The following is an 18,353-nucleotide window of genomic DNA, read 5'->3' as shown; positions in this document are numbered from 1 at the left end:
AGGACCCTAGGCGGTGCCCCTGACGCGGGATCCCGGTCCGGGCAGCGCGACGGTCTCTCTGGGCCCGCCGACCTCGTGGCCGTCGGCGCACCGCAGCTCCAGCGTGACCTGGGCGCCGCAGCCGCGATGGGTGACCAGCAGCGACGGACCTTCGGGGTCGGCCATGTAGCGGTCGCCCCACTGGAGCAGCGCGACCAAAATCGGGAAGAGTTCGCGGCCCTTGTCGGTCAGCCGGTATTCGTCGCGCTGACGCTGGCCGGGCTCCTGGTAGGGGACCTTGCGCAGGGTGCCCTCGGCGACGAGCCGGGACAGGCGGGCGCTCAGCACCTGGCGGGGGGCGCCCGTGTTGGCCTGGAGGTCGGCGAAGCGGCGGACCCCGCCGAAGACCTCGCGCAGCACCAGGAAGGTCCACTTCTCGCCGAGGGCGGACAGGGTGCGCTCGATGGAACAGTTGTCCAGCCGGAAGGCGCTTCGCGGCGGATCGGTCATGGCACGCATCGTAAATCATCACTTCCTCTACCCATCTGAGTCTACTTGACATACCCAGCTCGGCAAGAAACCCTGAGTCCATGCAGAGAACTCAGGTGGACGTCCGCCCCGCGGGGCCGGACGACGCGGACGGGGTGCGGAAGTTCCTGCTCGACCTCTCGCTGCGCACGCAGACGCATCGTTTCTTCGCCGGGCTCACCCGGCCGACGAACACGCTCGTCGGAGCCATGCTGGCCAGGGACGAGCGCCGCGACGCCTTACTGGCCACCGTCGACGCGATGGTGATCGGGCACGCGATGGCGTACCGGAAGGGCGAGGAGGCCGAGATCGCGGTGGTGGTGGCGGACGCCTGGCAGGGGCAGGGCGTCGGCTCCCGGTTGATCAGGGAACTGGTCGCCCGCGCGGACGGGGTCCGGTGGCTGACGATGGACGTCATGGGGGAGAACCGGCGGGTGCTGGCCATGATCAACCGGGCCTGGCCGGAGGCCGAGATGGCCGTCGAACACGGGTCGGTTCAGGTCAGAGCGAGCCTCGCATTTGCAGAACAAAGCTCTGTTAGGCCACCATTGATGGTGTGAAGAGCGCGAAGATCGGCCGAGACGGGCGGACCCGGATCATGGACGGCGCCCTGCGCCGGTTCAGCCAGGACGGTGTCTCCGCCACCACGCTCGCCAGCCTCCGCGAGGAAAGCGGCGTGAGCGTAGGTAGTTTCTATCACCATTTCGCCAGCAAAGAGCACGTGTTCGGGGTGCTCTACGCCGAAACGCTGGCGATGTACCAGGAAGCGTTCATCACCCGGCTGCTCGCCAACGACGACGCCCGCGCCGGGATCGAGGCGATCGTCGCCTTCCACATGGAGTGGTGCGGCGAACACCCCGAGCGGGCCCGGCTGCTGATCAGCGAACGGCCGCCCCGGCGCGAGGAGCCCGGCGGCGACGACGTCGCCGAGACGCGGCGGGCCTTCTTCCGCCAGGTCGCCGACTGGTGGAAGCCCCACATGAAGTCGGGCACGCTCAAGACGGTCCAGTCGACCATGTGTTACGTGTTGTGGCTCGGCCCCGCTCAGGAGATGTGCCGCCTGTGGTTCGCCGGCGCCCACCAGCCGACCGACGAGGAGATCCGGTCTCTCGCCGAGGCCGCCTGGGCCGGCCTCAGCGGCTGAGCACCCGCCAGGTGCGCTTGTCGAGGGAGATCTCCAGCCGCAGATCGTGCCGCTGGCGGCGCATGCCCGGCACCGCGATCGTGCGGTTCACCGCGTAGCGGCCCCGGGCCGGGTAGCCGAAGCCCAGCTCCCCCGGCAGCACGCGCAGGTCGTCGCGGTTCCCGCAGGCCGGGCACGTCCACGAGACCAGGTCGCGGCCGCGGTTGTAGTCGTGGCAGGCGCGGAAGTAGTCGTCGGGCCGGAACCGCGAGCCGCACGCCAGGCACGGTATGAACATGGCAAACTCCCCGAAGAGGTTGTCCGGGTCATACGCCCGCCTGCTTGACCGCTGCTTGCAAAGCGCTTACGGCGCTAGATTGCTCTGTGTGGACGCACCATCTGACCTGCTCATACGGCTTCGCGATCGATTCCTGGAGATCGGCTACACGATCGACGGCGTACGCGGGAGGCTCGGCGACACGGCGGCCTCCGCGCTGGCGCGCGAGGAACTCGTGCCGGCGCTGCGCGCGACGCGTGACGGCGACTCGCTGGGCACCCTGATCCGCCTGTGGTGGCTGGGGGTGCCGGTCAGCACGGCCGCCGCCGACCTGCCGCTCCAGGAGCTGCTGCGCGCCGGGCTGCTGATCAAGGTGGGCGACACCGTCCAGGCGAACGTGCACATCCAGCCCTGGGAGACCGGCGGCTACGTGGTGTCCGACCGCAAGGTCCGGCCCGGCGACCCGGCGTTGCGGCGCGACCACGTGGTCGGGGCGGGCGGGGCGTCGGCGAACCTGGCGCAGCTGGTCTCGCGTGAGCCGGTCGGACGGGCGCTCGACCTCGGGACCGGGTGCGGGGTGCAGGTGCTCCACCTCGCCGACCGGGCCGAGGAGATCACCGCGACCGACGTGAACGCCCGCGCGCTCCACCTCGCCCGGCTGAGCTGGGGGTTGTCGGGCGTCACCGAGGTCGAGACGCGCAAGGGCTCGATGTTCGACCCGGTCGGCGGCGAGCGCTACGACCTCATCGTGTCCAATCCCCCGTTCGTGATCTCCCCGGCCGGTCGGCTGACCTACCGCGAGACCGGCTACCGGGGCGACGAGTTCTGCCGCGACCTGGTCAAGCTCGCGCCCGCCCACCTGGCCGCCGGGGGCACCTGCCACCTGCTAGCCAACTGGCTGCACGTGCGCGGCGAAGACTGGCGCGACCGCGTCGGCGGCTGGCTCTCGGCCACCGGCTGCGACGGCTGGGTGGTGCAGCGCGACGTGCAGGATCCGGCCGAATACGTCGAGTTGTGGTTGCGCGACGCCGCCGAACAGGGCACCCCGGCCTACCGCGACCGCTACGACGAGTGGCTGGAGTGGTTCGAGGAGCAGGAGGTCGAGGGCATCGGCTTCGGCTGGATCACCCTCAACGACTCGGGTTCCCTCGATCCCGTCGTCCGCATAGAGCAGCTCACCCACCAGGTCGAGCTCCCCGTGGGGGCCTACGTCGGGAAGGTGCTCGACGCGATCACCACCGCCCACCGGCTCAGCGACGACGACCTGCGCGAGGTCGCGCTGACCCTGGCCGAGGGCGTGATCGAGGAACGGGTCGGCCCGCCCGGCGCCGACGACCCGTCGGTGATCCGGCTCCGCCAGACGCGGGGCCTGCGCCGGACGGCCGACGTCGGCACCGTCGAGGCGGCGCTGGCCGGGGTCGTCGACGGCGAGCTGAAGACCGGCCCGCTGCTGGCCGCCATCGGCGAACTGACCGGTCGGCCGGGCCTGGCCGACACCGAGAGCGTGCGCCGTCTGGTGGCCGAGGGGTTCTTCGCAATCGGCCGTTGATCGATCGTCAAGCGCGAAGTAAGAAAGTGGAACCGGGCGGGGAACCCGGGGGTAGGGACCCCGCCCAGGCCCGGCCGGTCGTTTTCAGAGAGGCGGCTGGCGATCACCGAGGCGCACCGTGTGGATCCCACCGGGCCCCCTAACGCGCCGGGTGAGAGCGGCGACCGGCCGGGCGCGTTCATCTCCACCGCGAAAGGAACCCCAGTGATCAACCACGTCCGGATGACCAGGCTCGACGACGAACTAGGTCTCGACGCGATCGGCGAGCAGCTTCCGGACGTCGTCCGCCTCGGCCGAACCGAGCCGGATGAAAAGGTCGAGGGCCTTCTCTAGCGCGTCGCGGCTGCGGGTGCGGCTGCCGAGCCCGCGCAGCGCCTTGCCGAGCGCGGTCAGCGACTGGGCCTCCCCGTAGGGGTGGGTGATCTCCCGGCTGACCTGGAGGGCCTGCTCGGCGTGCCGGGCGGCCTCCTGGAATCGTTCGGCCTTGGTGAGGGTGGTGGCGAGCCGGTTGCAGACCCGCTGCTCCCAGACCTTCTGGTTGCTGGCGCGGAAGAACTCCAGGCATTCGGCGTGGTGGACGACGGCCTCGTTCAGGCGGCCGACGTACGACAACACCACGCCCAGGTGGTAGCGGGCCCTGGCCACGCCGGGGCCGCTGCCGATCTCGCCGAAGATCTGCAGGCCCTGCTCCGAGACGGCGACCGCGTCGGCGGCCCGGCCGAGCAGCAGCAGGTCGCGGGCCGAGTAGCTGAGCACCAGCGCCTCACCGGCCAGGTTGCCCAGCTCGCGGTAGACCTTGGTGGCCCGGCCGAACCAGTCGAGCGCCTCCGGGTGCCGCCCGAGCCGGCCGGTCACCACGCCGAGCGCGTTGTAGGTCTCCCCCAGCAGCGCGTGGTCGCCGGTGCGCTCGGCGATCTCCAGCGAGGTCCGGAACTCCTGGTCGGCCTCCGACAGCCGGTTGACCCCGAACAACATCCGGCCGCGCACGTAGCGGGCGCGCAGCCGGGCCGGATCGTCACCGGCCTCGATCAGGGCGCGGGTGCGCAGGTCGAACTCGCGGGCGAACGCGCCCGCCTCCAGCAGCGGCTCCATCGCGACCAGCAGATCGGCGGCGGCGGGCACGTCGGCGCGCTCCTCTGCCACCTGGCCCAGCAAGGCGAACAGGTCGTCGGCCTCGGCGGCCAGCCACGCCACCGACTCGTCGGCAGACCCGAACGTGTGGCCCCGGGTGCCGATGACGGTCAGGTTGTCGGCGACCTTGCTGCCCTCGTACGCCAGCCGGTGGGCCGCGCGGGCCGAGCCGAGGTAGAAGCCGAGCAGCCGGTGCAGCGCCTGGCCGCGGGCCTCGGCGGTCTCGCCGTCTTCGGCCTGGCGGCGGGCGAACAGGCGCAGCAGGTCGTGGAAGCGGTAGCGGCCCGGCGCGGGCGCTTCGAGGAGGCTGACGTCGACCATCGACTCCAGCACGTCCTCGGTCTCGACGGCGTTCAGGTCGAGCACGGCCGCGGCGGCCGGGGTGGAGATGTCGGTGCCGTTGGGCAGCGACAACAACCGGAACGCGCGGGCCTGGCGCGGGTCGAGCTGGCCGTAGCCGAGGGCGAAGGTGGCCGACACGGCCAGGTTGCCGATCTTCAGCTCGTCGAGGCGGCGTCTCTCGTCGGCCAGCCGGGGGACCAGCGAGGCGACCGTCCACGACGGGCGGGAGGCCAGCCGGGCGGCCACGATCCGGACCGCCAGCGGCAGGAAGCCGCAGGCCGCGACGACGTCCATGGCGGCGGCGCGTTCGGCGGCGACACGTTCGGGACCGGCGACGGCCGAGAACAGGGCCAGCGCCTCGTCGGGTTCCATCACGTCGAGGTCGAGCAGCTTCGCGGCCGGCAGGTCGGCCAGTTTGCCCCGGCTGGTGATGAGCGCGGCGCAGCCCGGGGCGCCCGGCAGCAGGTGCTCGACCTGGTCGGCGTCGCGCGCGTTGTCGAGCAGCACCAGCATGCGGCGGTCGCCCAGCAGCGAGCGGAACAGCGCGGCGCGGTCGGCCAGGCCGTCGGGGATGACGTCGACCGGGATGCCGAGCGCCCGCAGGAACGCCGCCAGCGCGGTCTCCGGCGACGTCGGTTCGCGGCCGTAGCCGCGCAGGTCGGCGTAGAGCTGGCCGTCGGGGAAGGTGTCGTGCAGCAGGTGGGCGACGTGCACGGCGAGGGTGGTCTTGCCGACGCCGCCGATGCCGCAGATGGCCGCTATCGGCACGCCGTCGGTCGCGCCCAGCTGGTTGAGCAGCCGGTTCACCAGGGCCTTGCGGCCGGTGAAGTCGGTCACGGCGGCCGGGAGCTGCGCGGGTTTCGGCATCTCTATGACGGGCTGGGGTTCGGCCGGCTCGTCCGGCGTGAGCCGTACAGAAGCCTGCTGTTGTACGAAGGTCAGCGTCGGGTCGGCGGCCAGCACACGGCGGTGCAGGTCGGTCAGTTCCGTGCCCGGGTCGATGCCGAGTTCCTCGATGAGGGCGTTGCGGGTGTCGGTGAAGACGTTGAGCGCCTCGGCCTGCCGCCCGCAGCGGTAGTAGGCGAGCATGAGCTGGGCGCGCAGGCGCTCGCGCAGCGGGTGGTCGGCGGTGAGCACCATCAGCTCGGAGATGATCTCGGCGTGCCGACCGAGGTCGAGGTCGAGGCCCATCAGCGTCTCGACGGCGGATATGCGGCGTTCGAGCAGCCGTTCGCGCTGCGACTCGGCGTAGGGCCCGACCGCGCCCGCGAGCGGTTCGCCGCTCCACCAGGCGAGGGCCTCGCGTAACGTCTCGGCGGCCCGGTCGAGCTCGCCCGCCTTGCGGGCCGAGTCGCAGGCGTGCGCCGCCTTCTCGAACCTGGCCAGGTCGAAGGCGCCGTCGGGCAGCCGCAGCGCGTAGCCCTTGCCGACCGAGGTCAGCAACTGCGGTGGTGTACGCGGAGAGCGGTCGGGCTCCAGCGCCGTGCGCAACCGGGAGACGTAGGTGCGCAGCGCGCCCAGCGCCCGGGGCGGCGCCTCCTCACCCCAGACGGCGTCGATGAGCTCGTTGGGGGTGACCGCGCGGCCCTCGCGCAGCAGCAGCATCGCCAGGATGGACCGCTGGAGCGGAGTGCCGAGATCGAGCTCGGCGTCGTCTCGCCAGGCTCTGACGGGTCCAAGTACCGCGAAGCGCAGCTGACCTGCCATCAGAAGCCCTCTTTGTACCAATCGGAAGTTTCGCTCCGAATGATACGACGTCAGGTCGCTCGCAATGAGGTCTCAAGGACGGTGAAAGTCCCGTGCAGGCAGGGCGACCTATCAATGAGGCGTACCCGGAAACGGGGTCGTCCTCAAAACCCTGGAGTATCCAATGCGCATCCGCAACGTGCTCGGCGTCGTCGCCACCGCCTCCGCCCTCACCCTCGGCATGGGCGTCGTCGCCTCCGCCGCCAACGCCGCTCCGCTCTCGTCGAACGACTGGGACTACGACGACGACTGGGGCTACTACTACAGCAACAACGGCAAGGCCAAGGCCAAGGGCTGGATCGACGTCGAGTACGACGACGAGGAGTCGAACACCGTCCGCATCGGCGGCAAGCTCTTCGACCGCGACTACCGGACCGAGCACCAGGGCGGCAAGTGCGGCTACGTCGCCTTCCGCTACACCTCGTGGGACGACCACGAGGACGACTGGGCTTCCAGCTACAAGACCTACAAGCAGTGCGGCACCGACGGCTGGAAGAACTTCAAGTTCACCCGCCACGACGTGGCCCAGGTCGAGGTGAAGGTCTGCCAGGTCGGCCTGCACCACAACTTCGCGACCAAGTGCGGCTCCTGGCACGAGATCTACAACGCGTGGGACGACGAGTTCGGCTACACCATCTGATCTTCCACCGATCCATATAGATAGGGGACAATCGCTCCAAAGCGACTGGTGACACGTCACTTGGACAGCACTTCCGCAGCAGACGAATCACGAAAGCGGCCGGTGCGGGCGATGGTCACCCGGACACGCGGCGGCCCGCCCTCCGGCATGGGGGCGGGCCGCTCGTTCCGTTTCGGCTCGAAGTAATGGCTGGTCAGGCGGCGTGCGCGTAATCAAGACGCGCTTGGATCCGTTCTCGTACCGCCGGCCATTCAGAGCGCAGGATCGAGTAATACGCCGTATCTCGGACCGTGTTGTCGGCGCCTCGGCTGTCCGCTCGCCGCACACCGTCGAGGTGTGCGCCGAGGGCCTCGATGGCGGCCCGGGATCGGTTGTTGCGTACGTCTGCCTTGAGAGTTATCCGGTGGACCTGCCACGTCTCGAACGCGTGGGAGAGCAAGAGATACTTGGCCTCCCGGTTGACACCCGTGCCCTGGGCGGAGGCGCCCAGCCAGGTGTAACCGATGTCCGCGACCGACGGGACCTCGCCCACCACGCCTTTGGTACCCGGCGGCCAGGGCATGGGGCCCTGCCAGTACTCCAGGTGCATCAGACGGGTGGCACCGACCACGCGGTCGGTGTGCAGCCACCGGATGGCGAAGGGCATCGTGCGGCCCTCCGCCTGCTCAGCCAGAGCGGCCTCGACGTACGAGACCATCTCCTCCCGGCCTGCGGGAACGCGAGTAAACGAGTACGTCGCGCGGTCCTCGCTCGCCGCGGCGACCAGGTCGTCGACGACCGCGAGGGTGAGCGGTTCCAGGCGCACGAAGCGCCCGGACAGGGTGACAAAAGCGGGCATGAGCACATGATGGGGTCTGGACGACATGTCTGGTGCCAAATGACACACGACATCTTGTGGAACCCCAGGTTGAGCGCCCACCCTAGCCATAAAACCGCAGGTCAGAGGTGTTTCTTTACGGCTTTGCCACGGCCGTCCAGGGTAAAGATTCGACAAAGATCGTCAACGCGCCGGAGCGGGTGCCAGGAACATCCCCCTTCGTGCTCTCGACGGCTCCTTGGTGGTCAGTCCGCCGAGGGCTTCCTCCAGGTAGTCGAGCGATTCGGCCACCCACGGGAGCGACAGCGGATCCGATCCGTGCAGCGCCGCGAGACGCTGTTCGGCGGTCTCGCCGTAGAGCAACGAGGTGGCCACGCGGACCCGTGCCGAACGTTGCTCGTCGCCGAAGGCGGTGCCCGGCAGGACGCCGACGCCGTGGCGGTCGAGCAGGGTCCGGGCCAGCTCGTCGGAGCTGTCGAAACCGGGGATCTGCGGATAGAGGTAGAAGCCGCCCTGCGGCACGTCCACCTTCGCGCCCGCGCGCGCGAACCGGTCGGCGACCGCGCGGGCCACGGTGGCGTGCAGCCGCCGCGAGTCGTCGATACGTTCCACGATCTCCCCGGGCTCGGCGAACGCGTACGCGGCGGCGTGCTGCACCGGCGCGGCCGGGGCCGACCAGATCTCGCTGGCCACCGCGAGCAGCCGCTGGCGCAGCGCCCACCCGTCGGGCGTGTGCGGTAGCCGCGCCACGCCGATCCGCCAGCCGCCCAGCGCGAGCGACTTGCTCAGGCCGCTGGTGATGACCGTGCGTTCCGGCGCGACGTCGGCCGGGCTCAGGAACGGGGTGGCCTGCGGGTCGTGGACGAGGTCGCGGTAGATCTCGTCGGAGATGATGACCAGGTCGAGCTCGCGGGCGGCCTCGGCCAGCCGCCGGACCGTCTCCGGCCGGGCCAGGCGGCCGGTGGGGTTGTCCGGGAGCGTGACAAGGACCGAGCGGACCGTGCGGCCCTGCGAGCGGGCGTGCAGCACCGCCGACCTGACCTGGTCGGGGTCGGGCACCCCGCCCTCGCCGGGCGCGGTCGGCACCAGGATCGGGCGCACCCCCACGATCTCGGCCTGGGCGGCGTAGCTCACCCAGCTCGGCATCGGCAGCACCATGTCCCCGGGAGACCTCCACTCGCCCGGGTCGGCGCCGATCGCGACCAGCAGCCCGAACAGCAGCGACTTGCTGCCCGGTCCGCAGACCACCAGGTCGGGGTCGGTCGGCAGCTCGCGCCGCGACCAGTAGCCGGCCGCCGCCTCGCGCAGCGCGGCGAGGCCTGCGACCTCGCCGTAGCCGTTGCTGCCGCCCGCGTCGGCGAGCCGGGCCAGCAGTGCGGGGTGGACGGGCAGCCCGGCCTCACCGAAAGCCAGGTGCAGGACCCGCTCCCCGGACCTCCGTCTTCGGGCGATGTCTTCGTTCGCGGCCAGAGTCGCCGAAAGTGTGACGTGCATACTGTTTCCTCCTGAATGCTGTGGAACGTACCCACCTTGTGTGGGTACGGGCATCAGGACAAGCGAGGCTTTTCGGTGCCGGGCATAAGGAGATCCGATGCTGGATCTGCGGCGGTTGACGTTGTTCTGCGAGTTCGCCCGAAGGGGCAGCATCGCCGCCACGGCCGCGTCCCTCGGCTACAGCGCGTCGGCGGTATCGCAGCAGCTAGCCGCCCTGGAACGGGAAGCCGGGGCGGCGCTCATCGACCGCACCAGCCACAGCGCCGAGCTCACCGACGCGGGGCGGCGGCTGGTCGTGCACGCCGAACGCATCCTGGCGATGGTCGAGACGGCCGAGTCCGACCTGTCGGCCCATGCTGGAACTCCAACCGGGCGGGTCATCATCACGGCGTTCCCGACCGCCGCCGTCGCCTTCGCGCCCGCGCTCGCCCAGTCGCTGCGGCGGCACAAACAACTCGCGCTGCGGTTGTCGCAGAGCCGGTCGGGACGCGGCATGCGCGAGGTCGAATCGGGCGAGGCCGACATCGCGCTCGTCGACGACTGGTGGGGCCGGGTGCGGCGGCGCGAGACCCTCACCGTCTTCCCGCTGCTGCGCGACCCGCTGGTGCTCGTCGTGCCGCGCAAACACCGGCTCGCCAACCTCGACCAGCCGGTCGACCCGGCCGAACTGCGCGACGAGGCGTGGATGGCCACCCCCGAGGGCGAGCCGTCCCGCACCGCCGTCGACCGGCTGCTCACCGAGGTCGGCGGCGCGCCGCCCGTGGCTTGGGAGTTCGAGGGTCTCGGTACGATCCTGAGCCTGGTCGCCAAGGGGATCGGGATCGCCGCGGTGCCCGCGCTGTGCCTGGCCGCCGGGGTGCGGGGCGTCGTGGTCAGGGAGTTCCCGGGGGAGCCGGTCGAGCGGGTCATCACCGCCGTGGCGCGCGAGTCGTCGGTGCACCGGGCCTCGGTGGCCGCCTCACTGCGGGCGCTGCACGTCGCGGCCCGCTATCTGGCCAGTGATCTCGGCTATCTGTCCACCACGAACGGGTTCGCCGACTAGGTTTGGCCGGTGCCGTCGTACACACTCGAACGCCTGCTCACCACGGGCCGCAACAAGATCGTCGCCGGGGTCGACGAGGTCGGCCGGGGCGCCTGGGCCGGGCCGGTGTCGGTGTGCGCCGTGGTGACCGACTTCAGCGAACCGCCCGAGGGGCTGACCGACTCCAAGATGCTCGCGCCCGGCCGCCGGGAGGCGATGGTGTCGGTGCTGGAGTCGTGGGTGGTCGGCTTCGGGCACGGCGAGGCGTCGGTCGAGGAGATCGACACCCTCGGCATGACCGAGGCGCTGCGCCGGGCCGCGCGACGGGCGCTCGAAGCGCTGCCGGTCAAGCCCGACGTCGTCATCCTCGACGGGAAACACGACTACCTCGGCGCGCCCTGGCCGGTGCGCTGCGAGATCAAGGGCGACCTCAACTGCGTGTCGGTGGCGGCCGCGTCGGTGCTCGCCAAGGTGCGGCGCGACCTGTTCATGGGCACCCTCGGCGACGACGTCTACGGGTTCGCCGAGAACGCCGGATACCCCTCGCCGGCCCACCAGGCCGCGTTGGCCGAACACGGGCCGGGCGAACACCACCGGATGTCGTGGTCGTACCTCGACGACCTGCCGAAGTGGCGGCACCTGAAGCGCCATCGCGACCCGGCGGCCGGAGAAGGACAACTCACCCTCGGGTTCTGAGCATCTCCTTCAGCTCGCCGATCTCCTTCAGCGCCTCGCGCAGGAGTCTCTCGGTGTCGTCGCCGGTGTCGAACCGGCGGCCGAACCACGACGCCAGCGTCGCCGTCACCACGCCCAGCAGGGCCACGCCGCCGAGCATCAGCGCCGCGCCGATGAGGCGGCCGTCGGGGGTGACGGGATAGGTGTCGCCGTAGCCGGTGGTCGTCATCGTCGTGACCGCCCACCAGGTGGCGTCGCCGAAGGTCAGGATGGTCGCGCCGGGGGCGTCGCGTTCGACGCGCAGCACCGCGAGGCTGGCGGCCAGGCCGAGCACGAGCGTGGTCGTGGCGGTGAAGGTCAGCACCCTGCGCTGGAAGCCGAGCCTTCGTTGCAGCATGCGCAGCGGCATCATCAGCGGCAGCAGGATGACGAGCAGGTCGAGCAGGTTCTCTTTGGCGAACGCCTTCTTGTCGCCGGCCCGCGCGAATCTGACGGCGTATTCGGCCAGGAACAACAACCAGCAGCCGAGCTGGGCGAGCCAGCAGGTCAGCTTCCAGTCGTAGGGGAGCTGCGGGAAGAGGATCGGGGTCGCGTACGCGACCAGGAAGACGCCCGCGAAGACGAGCAACCGCCACTCGGCCCTCATGGCGATCAAGTCTACGCGGGCGTCATCGGTTTGCCCTGGTCAACGCGCTACTAGCAGTCGACGAGCTCCGGCTGCTGGTTGAGGATCTGGGCGCGCGCGGTGGTGAAGTCGGCCAGTTCGGCGGTCGCCGACGGGTCGAACACGGCCACCCGGTGGCAGTTCTGGAACGCCAGCTTCACCTGGAAGTGGCGTTCCAGCGCGCCCCGCATGGCGTCACTGGCGAGGCAGCGCAGCAGCTGCCCCCTTGCCGCCTCGTCGGGCGGCGGGACCTGGTTGTCGGCGAACGTCGCGCCCGACTCGGTCCTGGTTCTGACCAGCTCACTGATCAGCCCCCATGCGTACGGCAACGAGTCGCGGACGCAGGCCACGAAGGCCGCATCGTCCACGTCACCGGCCCTGGCCTGGTCGAGCAGATCGTTCGGAACGGTCAGCGACATGAGGCTTTCTCCTCTCGGTTGGGGCATTTCCGACGTTATGTCAAAGCGACGCTCCCGAAAATGAAGTCGGGGTCGATCTGGTCGGCCAGATCGTGACCCGTCGCCTTGTCCGCCCAGGCGCGCGCGTTGCGCAGATGGAACTCGTGCGCCTGACGGCCGAACTTCGCCCAGTCCTTCTCGGCCGCGTCGACTCGGTCGAGCAGGGTCTGGAGACCGGCGAGGTTCCCGGGCTCCAGGTCGTCGAGGGTGAAGGCACGGCCCTGTTCCATGGCCCGTACGGCCGGGCTGTGGTCGAGGCAGGTGAGCAGGTCGGGGCCGACCTGGTCACGCAGGAACGCGCGGTCGTCGGCGGTCTGGACCTTGTTGCCGACCACCGCGACGGTGACGTCGAACTCGGCGGCGTACTCCTGGTACTGCCGGTAGACGCTGACCCCCTGGCGGGTGGGTTCGACCACGAGGAAGGTGACGTCGAACTTGGTGAACATGCCGCTGGCGAACGAGTCGGCCCCGGCGGTCATGTCGACCACGACGTACTCTCCCGGGCCGTCGACCAGGTGGTTCAGGTAGAGCTCGACCGCGCCGACCTTCGAGTGGTAGCAGGCGACGCCGAGGTCGTCCTCGCCGAACGGGCCGGTCGCCATCAGCCGCAGGCCCTCGACCTCGACCGACGGGAAGAACGCGTCGTCGAGGGTGAGCAGGCGCGAGCCCTTGCCGGGCGGGGTGGTCTTGACCATCACCGAGGCCGACGGGATGCGCGGGTTGTCGCCGCGCAGGTGGTCCTTGATCTCGGTGAGCATGCCGCCGAGCGGGCGGGGCTGCCGCGCGCCGAGCACGAGCGCCAGATGCTGGTTGATGTCGGCGTCGATCGCCACGACCCGGGCGCGGGTGGCCACGTAGCGGGCGAACAGTGAGGAAAGGGTGGTTTTGCCGCTGCCGCCCTTGCCGACGAAGGCAACACGCACGGGTGGTCTCCTGATCACGACGATGAAAACGATTGTCGTAATCAGTTTGCCATGGACCTCAGGTCTGCGTCGGCGAATAGCCCCGGAAGACCCGCAACAACGTGGGCCGCAGGCGATCCCATTCGGCGACGGTGGTCGTCCAGGTGAGAACCGTTGTCGTGGTTTCGGTGGAGATGACGCGCCGATATTGGTGGTACGTCTCCCCCTTCACCAGGTGTGTGTCTCGGGCGTTACGAACCTGGCGCCAGGTGAACTCCCAATCGGCCGCCGACCCCAGCTTCGACCCGACGGTCTTCAGGCGCAGTTTCGTGTACGCCTCCACGTTGGGATAGAGGAACGCCTCGGCCTCGTGGAGGGCGGCCAGCGGATCGGTACCGACCTGGTTCGTCACCTCTATCGACAGGTGGCCGCGCTTACGGGGGTCGACCCACCAGACGGAGTACTCCCCGACGACCCGCTTCCACGTGCGCGGCGCCATCGCGTGCCAGCCGGCCGGGGAGTCGTACGGGACGAGCTTGAACCTCAGCGTGTCGACCGGCGAGGGCGACGGCGAGGGCAGCACGACGGGCGCGGTGGTCGGATCGGTCGCGGCCGTGCGCGTGGTGATGACGGTCGACTCGGGACGTAACAGCGCCCATCCGCTGACCGCCCCCGCCACCACGGCGACCGCCGTGCCGACCGCGATGAACCGCATCCGCCCGCTGCCCCGCACGGGCTTCGGCTCCGGCGGCGCCGGCGGCGGCTCGAACGCCGCGAGCAACTGGTCGGCCGCCTCATGCGACGGACGCCGCTTCGGGTCACGCGCCAGCAGCGCCGCCAGCACCGGCCGCAACTCCTCGGGCGCGGCCGACACGTCGACGTCCTTCGCCGGGGTCCGCGGCTTCTCCTGCGGCAACACCGGCGGCTTGCCGGTGACGGCGAAGTAGAGCGAGGCGCCCAGCGACCACAGGTCGGCGGGCTCCCTGACGGGCGCGTCGGGATCGGTCCGTTCCGGCGCCCGGAACGTGGCCGCCGACCGCGCCGAACTCCACGACTCCCCATGTGCGGGCGAACGTTCGCCCACCCGCTTGGCGAACACCGGGTCGGCCGCCACGGCTCCCACGCCGAAGTCGGCCAACACGACGCGGCCGTCATGCCCGACCAGGATGTTCGCCGGCCGCACGTCACCGTGCCTGACCCCCGCCGCGTGGGCCACCGTGAGGGCGGCGAGGGCGGTCCTGATGACGTACGCGGCCTTCGGCACCTCCAGCGGCCCGTCACTGGCCACGATCCCGTCGAGCGACCGCGACCGGGCCAGCTCCATGACGACGAAGAGCGTGTCGTCGTCTTCGGCGACGTCGAAGACGGCGGCGATGCCGGGATGCCGGAGCCGCTCGGCCTGCCGCGACTCCCGCGCGATGCGCTGCTGCAACGCGGTCGACCGGCTCTCCCGCAACCCGGAGGGAAGCAGCACCTCACGGACGGCGACGGGGCGGTCGAGCAGGTCGTCGTGGCCTTCCCAGACGATGCCCGTGTTGCCCTGCCCGAGCGCCCGGACGAGCCGATAACGCTTGACGACGAGCTGCCCCGGACTACCCATCAAAGCCTGCCCTCTGCACCGGCCCCGACCACCTGGAGTGGGAGTCTTCCATAACTATGGGGCGTAGGTGAGGTATGTGTCACAGGGTCGGCAAAGACCCACCGGCGAGGTGGGCCAGGGTCACTCCGGTCAGGACGCGGGTCTCGTTCTCGCGGAGCGTCGCCCAGACCTTCTCCAGGGGTTCAGAAGCGCCGAAGAACGTCTCGTTGTCCTGTGGCACGCCCTCGATCACCACGATGACCTCGGCCAGGGTGATCTGGTCGGCGGGGCGGGCGAGCCAGTAGCCGCCGTCGGGGCCGCGCTGGCTGTGGATGATGCCCGCGCGGCGCAGTTGCAGCAGGATGTTGTCGAGGAAGCGGCGGGGGATGCGCTGGGCGGTCGAGATCTTCTCCGCCGGGACGGGCCCCGGAGGGGCGGCCGCGAGTTCGGCCGCCGCCCGGAGCGCGTAGTGGGTGCGTGCCGACAGGCGCATGCCTGTCAGCCGATCCGCTGGTCCAGACCCCAGCGGCGGCGCAGCGCGTTGTCCGCCGCGCCGAAGAGCACGTCGACCACGATGCCGATGAGCAAGATGATGATCATCGTGGCCAGCAGGCGGGCCGAGTCGGCCAGCTCTCGGGCGTAGTGGAGCTGCTCGCCCAGTGAGGGCTGGTTGGCGATGATCACCAGGATCTCGCCCGCCATCAGCGACCGCCACGCGAACGCCCAGCCCTGCTTCAGCCCCGCCAGGAACGACGGCAGCGAGGCGGGCAGGATCAGGTGCCGATAGAGGGAGATCCGCCGCAGGCCGAGCACGTGCCCGGCGCGCAGCAGGATCGGGGGCGTGTAGTCGACGCCGGTGATGAGGCCGTTGGCGATCGACGGGGCCGCGCCGAGCACGACCACGAAGGTGATCGCGTTCTCGGTGAGGCCGAACAGCAGGATGGCGAGCGGGAACCAGGCGATCGACGGCATCGTCTGCAGGCCGGTGATCAGCGAGCCGAACGCCGCCCGGAGCAGTTTGATCCGGGAGACGGCCGCGCCGATGGCGACGCCGACCAGGATCGCCAGCAGGAAGCCCGAGACGGCCCGGCGCATCGTGGTGGCGACGGCGTGCCAGAACTCGCCCTCGCCCAGGCGGTTCCCGAGCTCGCCGAGGGCGGTGACCGGCCCGGCGAAGACGTATTCGGGCCAGAACCCGGCCAGGACGACCGCTTCCCAGATGGCCAGCACGATCGAGACGGCCAGCAGCATGGGCCACAGGCGGCCCCAGATCGCGGCGGGGATGTTGCGCTTGGCCTTGACCTGGATCTCCAGGGCGTCGAGCCCGGCGATCTGCGCGTTGAGTTTGTCAGGTGCGTCAACCGACATTCCCGGCCTCCGTCTCCGGACGGCTCTTGCCGGCGTGCCGGCTGACCTCTTCCTTCAGCCGGACCGTGATCTCCCCGGCCAGGCCCGCCACTTCGGCCGACTCGGTGCGGCGCGGGCGTTCGAGGTCGACCGGGTAGTCCTCGATGACCTTGCCCGGGCGGCTGGACAGGAGAACCACCCGGTCGCCGAGGCGGACCGCCTCGCGGACGTTGTGGGTGACGAACAGGATCGCGAGGTTGCGCTCGCGCCAGATGCGTTCGAGTTCGTCGTGGAGCAGGTCGCGGGTCATCGCGTCGAGGGCGCCGAAGGGCTCGTCCATGAGGAGGACGTCGGCCTCCTGGGCGAGCGCGCGGGCGAGGGAGACGCGCTGGCGCATGCCGCCGGACAGTTCGTGGGGGCGCTTCTTGGCGAAGCCGCCGAGGTGGACGACGTCGAGCAGCTCGGCCGCCCGCTCCCTGCGCCGCTTGCGGTCGAGCTTGCGCAGGGCCAGCTCGATGTTGCCGGTCACGGTGAGCCAGGGGAACAGCGCCGGTTCCTGGAACATCATGGCGATCTGCCGGCCGCCGGTCTCGATGGTCCCGGTGGTCGGCCTGTCGAGGCCGGCGACGAGGTTGAGCATGGTGCTCTTGCCGCATCCCGACGCGCCGAGGAGACAGACGAACTCGCCCTGCGCGGCCGACAGGGAGACCTGGTCGAGGGCGAGCAGGCTGGTCGCGCCCCGGCCGTACACCTTGGAGACGGCGTCCAGCCGGACGGCGGGCGCGGGGCCCTCCGTCCGGCCGTGGCCGAGCTCCTGGGTAGGAGCTGTCACTTGTCGCTCACCGCCGTCTCGCCCTTCGCGGACAGGATCCCGTTGAGCGTGGTGAGGTCGTAGATGCCGTTCAGGTCGAGCGGCTTCAGCAGGCCCACCTTGATGGCGTGGTCGGCGCTGCCGACCAGAGAGGAGGCGATCGGGTCGTTGGTGAACGTGATGTTCTTCAGCGCCGCGTCGAGCACCTCGGGCTTGAGCGGCTTGCCGGTCAGCTTCTCCAGCTGGGCGTTGACCGCGGTCGCCGCGCCGGCCGGGTCGGAGTTGATGAAGGCGGTCGACTCGACGTGGCCCTCGATCAGCTTCTTGACCAGGTCGGGGTGCTCCTTGGCCCACTCCTGCCGGACGATCAGGTGGGTGATCACGAACTGCTTGTTCGGCCACAGGTCGCGCTCGTCGATCAGGACCTTGCCGCCGCTCTCCTGGATCAGGCGGCTGGCGAAGGGCTCGGGCACCCAGGCGGCGTCGATGTCACCGGTGGCGAAGGTCTGCAGGGTCAGCGAATTCTCCTGCGGCACGATCGACACCTCGCCGCCGCCCTTGGTGTCGGTCTTGATGCCCTTCTCGTCCAGGTAGTAGCGGAGCGCGACGTCCTGGGTGTTGCCGAGCTGCGGCGTGGCGACCTTCTTGCCCTTGAGGTCCTCGATGCTGTTGATCTCGGGCTTCACGACCAGGTAGACGCCCCCCGACGCCGCCCCGGCCACGATCTTGATCGCCTGGCCCTTCGACTTCTCCCACGCGTTGATCGCGGGGTTCGGGCCGATGTACGTGGCGTCGATGGCCCCCGAGAAGACCGCCTCGATGGCGGCGGGACCGGCGTTGAAGGTGCTCGTCTTGAGGGTGACGTCGTCGCCCAGAGCCTTGGTGAAGTAGCCCTTCTCGACGCCGACGAGGGCGGTCGAGTGGGTGATGTTGGGGAAGAACCCGAGCCGGAGCTCGCTCTTCTCCGCAGGTGCTCCGCCGGCGGGGGCGGAGGCGCCCCCATCGGCGGTCGTACCGCCCCCGCCGCAGGCGGCCGCGAGCGAGGTCACCATCACCGCGGCCAGCGCGGCGACGACCCCGCGAACCCTGCGAGCCTTCATACGCTTCTCCCTGTTTCCTACTTAATAAGTCGGGTTAGGGAGTATTAAAGAGCGGCCCATGATTCCCGTCAAGTCCGGTAGGTTTTCGGACATCAAGCAAACGTCTATGAGACGTCTATATACTTACCGTGACTCTGAAGGGATGACGTGTGAGCCTTATAAGCTTTCGG

General features: G+C 70.2%; 18 protein-coding genes and 2 pseudogenes. 7 read left to right on the top strand and 13 right to left on the bottom strand.

From position 1 onward, the window contains the following. Positions 1-6: 6 nt before the first annotated feature. Positions 7-489: a winged helix-turn-helix transcriptional regulator gene (locus AW274_RS08290; protein WP_062430496.1), complete on the bottom strand. Its 483-nt coding sequence runs from the start codon at positions 487-489 to the stop codon at positions 7-9. 80 nt (positions 490-569) lie between these two features. Here AW274_RS08290 and AW274_RS08285 point away from each other — a divergent pair, with 80 nt between their 5' ends. Both AW274_RS08285 and AW274_RS08280 read left to right on the top strand, forming a co-directional pair. Next, positions 570-1,067, top strand: a complete 498-nt coding sequence (locus AW274_RS08285; protein ID WP_062430495.1) for a GNAT family N-acetyltransferase — start codon at positions 570-572, stop codon at positions 1,065-1,067. Then, on the top strand, positions 1,064-1,651 hold the full coding sequence (locus AW274_RS08280) for a TetR/AcrR family transcriptional regulator (protein ID WP_062430494.1): 588 nt from the start codon (positions 1,064-1,066) through the stop codon (positions 1,649-1,651). The genes AW274_RS08285 and AW274_RS08280 overlap by 4 nt, the downstream gene beginning before the upstream one ends. On the opposite strand, the gene AW274_RS08275 is transcribed toward AW274_RS08280, so the two are convergent. Beyond that, positions 1,641-1,928, bottom strand: coding sequence for a hypothetical protein (locus tag AW274_RS08275; RefSeq protein WP_062430493.1), 288 nt, complete (start codon positions 1,926-1,928; stop codon positions 1,641-1,643). The genes AW274_RS08280 and AW274_RS08275 overlap by 11 nt on opposite strands. Positions 1,929-2,016: 88 nt before the next feature. On the opposite strand from AW274_RS08275, the gene AW274_RS08270 reads away from it, so the two are divergent. Next, a complete protein-coding gene (locus AW274_RS08270; RefSeq protein ID WP_232320036.1) occupies positions 2,017-3,456 on the top strand; it encodes a N5-glutamine methyltransferase family protein in 1,440 nt (479 codons plus the stop codon). A 243-nt stretch (positions 3,457-3,699) separates the two neighbouring features. Here the strand turns inward: AW274_RS08270 and AW274_RS08265 are convergent, their stop codons facing one another. After that, a complete protein-coding gene (locus AW274_RS08265) occupies positions 3,700-6,636 on the bottom strand; it encodes an AfsR/SARP family transcriptional regulator (RefSeq protein ID WP_062430491.1) in 2,937 nt (978 codons plus the stop codon). Positions 6,637-6,799: 163 nt separating this feature from the next. Between AW274_RS08265 and AW274_RS08260 the strand changes: the two genes are divergently transcribed. After that, positions 6,800-7,315 (top strand): hypothetical protein, encoded by a 516-nt coding sequence (locus AW274_RS08260; protein WP_062430490.1) that lies wholly within the window; start codon positions 6,800-6,802, stop codon positions 7,313-7,315. 193 nt (positions 7,316-7,508) lie between these two features. On the opposite strand, the gene AW274_RS08255 is transcribed toward AW274_RS08260, so the two are convergent. Further along, entirely contained in the window at positions 7,509-8,153 is a 645-nt protein-coding gene (locus AW274_RS08255; protein ID WP_062431790.1) for a GNAT family N-acetyltransferase, read from the bottom strand. A gap of 162 nt (positions 8,154-8,315) precedes the next feature. Beyond that, entirely contained in the window at positions 8,316-9,626 is a 1,311-nt protein-coding gene (locus AW274_RS08250; protein WP_062430489.1) for a pyridoxal phosphate-dependent aminotransferase, read from the bottom strand. A gap of 97 nt (positions 9,627-9,723) precedes the next feature. Between AW274_RS08250 and AW274_RS43140 the strand changes: the two are divergent. The 3 genes and pseudogenes from AW274_RS43140 to rnhB form a co-directional block, all read left to right on the top strand. Beyond that, positions 9,724-9,900 (top strand): annotated as a pseudogene (locus AW274_RS43140) (LysR family transcriptional regulator); the annotation flags it as partial. Positions 9,901-10,044: 144 nt separating this feature from the next. Continuing rightward, a pseudogene (locus tag AW274_RS08245) lies at positions 10,045-10,668 on the top strand (LysR substrate-binding domain-containing protein); the annotation flags it as partial. Positions 10,669-10,677: 9 nt separating this feature from the next. After that, positions 10,678-11,343, top strand: coding sequence for a ribonuclease HII (gene rnhB, locus AW274_RS08240; protein ID WP_062430487.1), 666 nt, complete (start codon positions 10,678-10,680; stop codon positions 11,341-11,343). Here the strand turns inward: rnhB and AW274_RS08235 are convergent. From AW274_RS08235 to AW274_RS08200, 8 genes are all read right to left on the bottom strand, one after another. After that, positions 11,327-11,968, bottom strand: coding sequence for a potassium channel family protein (locus tag AW274_RS08235; protein WP_063813315.1), 642 nt, complete (start codon positions 11,966-11,968; stop codon positions 11,327-11,329). The genes rnhB and AW274_RS08235 overlap by 17 nt on opposite strands. A 50-nt stretch (positions 11,969-12,018) precedes the next feature. Then, the gene (locus AW274_RS08230; protein WP_062430486.1) at positions 12,019-12,405 is read right to left on the bottom strand and encodes an SCO5389 family protein; all 387 of its coding nucleotides are present in this window, start codon (positions 12,403-12,405) and stop codon (positions 12,019-12,021) included. Between the two features lie 35 nt (positions 12,406-12,440). Beyond that, positions 12,441-13,367: an ATP-binding protein gene (locus AW274_RS08225; protein ID WP_062430485.1), complete on the bottom strand. Its 927-nt coding sequence runs from the start codon at positions 13,365-13,367 to the stop codon at positions 12,441-12,443. A gap of 58 nt (positions 13,368-13,425) precedes the next feature. Beyond that, positions 13,426-14,946: a serine/threonine-protein kinase gene (locus AW274_RS08220; protein ID WP_062430484.1), complete on the bottom strand. Its 1,521-nt coding sequence runs from the start codon at positions 14,944-14,946 to the stop codon at positions 13,426-13,428. A gap of 79 nt (positions 14,947-15,025) precedes the next feature. Next, complete coding sequence (locus tag AW274_RS08215) at positions 15,026-15,418, bottom strand: RrF2 family transcriptional regulator (RefSeq protein WP_062430483.1); 393 nt, start codon at positions 15,416-15,418, stop codon at positions 15,026-15,028. A 5-nt stretch (positions 15,419-15,423) separates the two neighbouring features. Continuing rightward, positions 15,424-16,293 (bottom strand): ABC transporter permease, encoded by an 870-nt coding sequence (locus AW274_RS08210; protein WP_062430482.1) that lies wholly within the window; start codon positions 16,291-16,293, stop codon positions 15,424-15,426. Next, positions 16,283-17,104 carry an ABC transporter ATP-binding protein gene (locus AW274_RS08205; protein ID WP_062430481.1) on the bottom strand — a complete coding sequence of 274 codons (822 nt, stop codon included), beginning with the start codon at positions 17,102-17,104 and terminating at the stop codon, positions 16,283-16,285. Before AW274_RS08205 ends, AW274_RS08210 begins: the two co-directional genes overlap by 11 nt. Then, positions 17,101-18,183, bottom strand: coding sequence for an ABC transporter substrate-binding protein (locus tag AW274_RS08200; RefSeq protein WP_062430480.1), 1,083 nt, complete (start codon positions 18,181-18,183; stop codon positions 17,101-17,103). Before AW274_RS08200 ends, AW274_RS08205 begins: the two co-directional genes overlap by 4 nt. Between the last annotated feature and the right edge of the window lie 170 nt (positions 18,184-18,353).

The organism is Herbidospora daliensis (assembly GCF_001570585.1).
Classification (GTDB): domain Bacteria; phylum Actinomycetota; class Actinomycetes; order Streptosporangiales; family Streptosporangiaceae; genus Herbidospora; species Herbidospora daliensis.
Note: the sequence above shows the minus strand (reverse complement) of the source record. Positions and strands in the feature narration are given on the sequence as shown.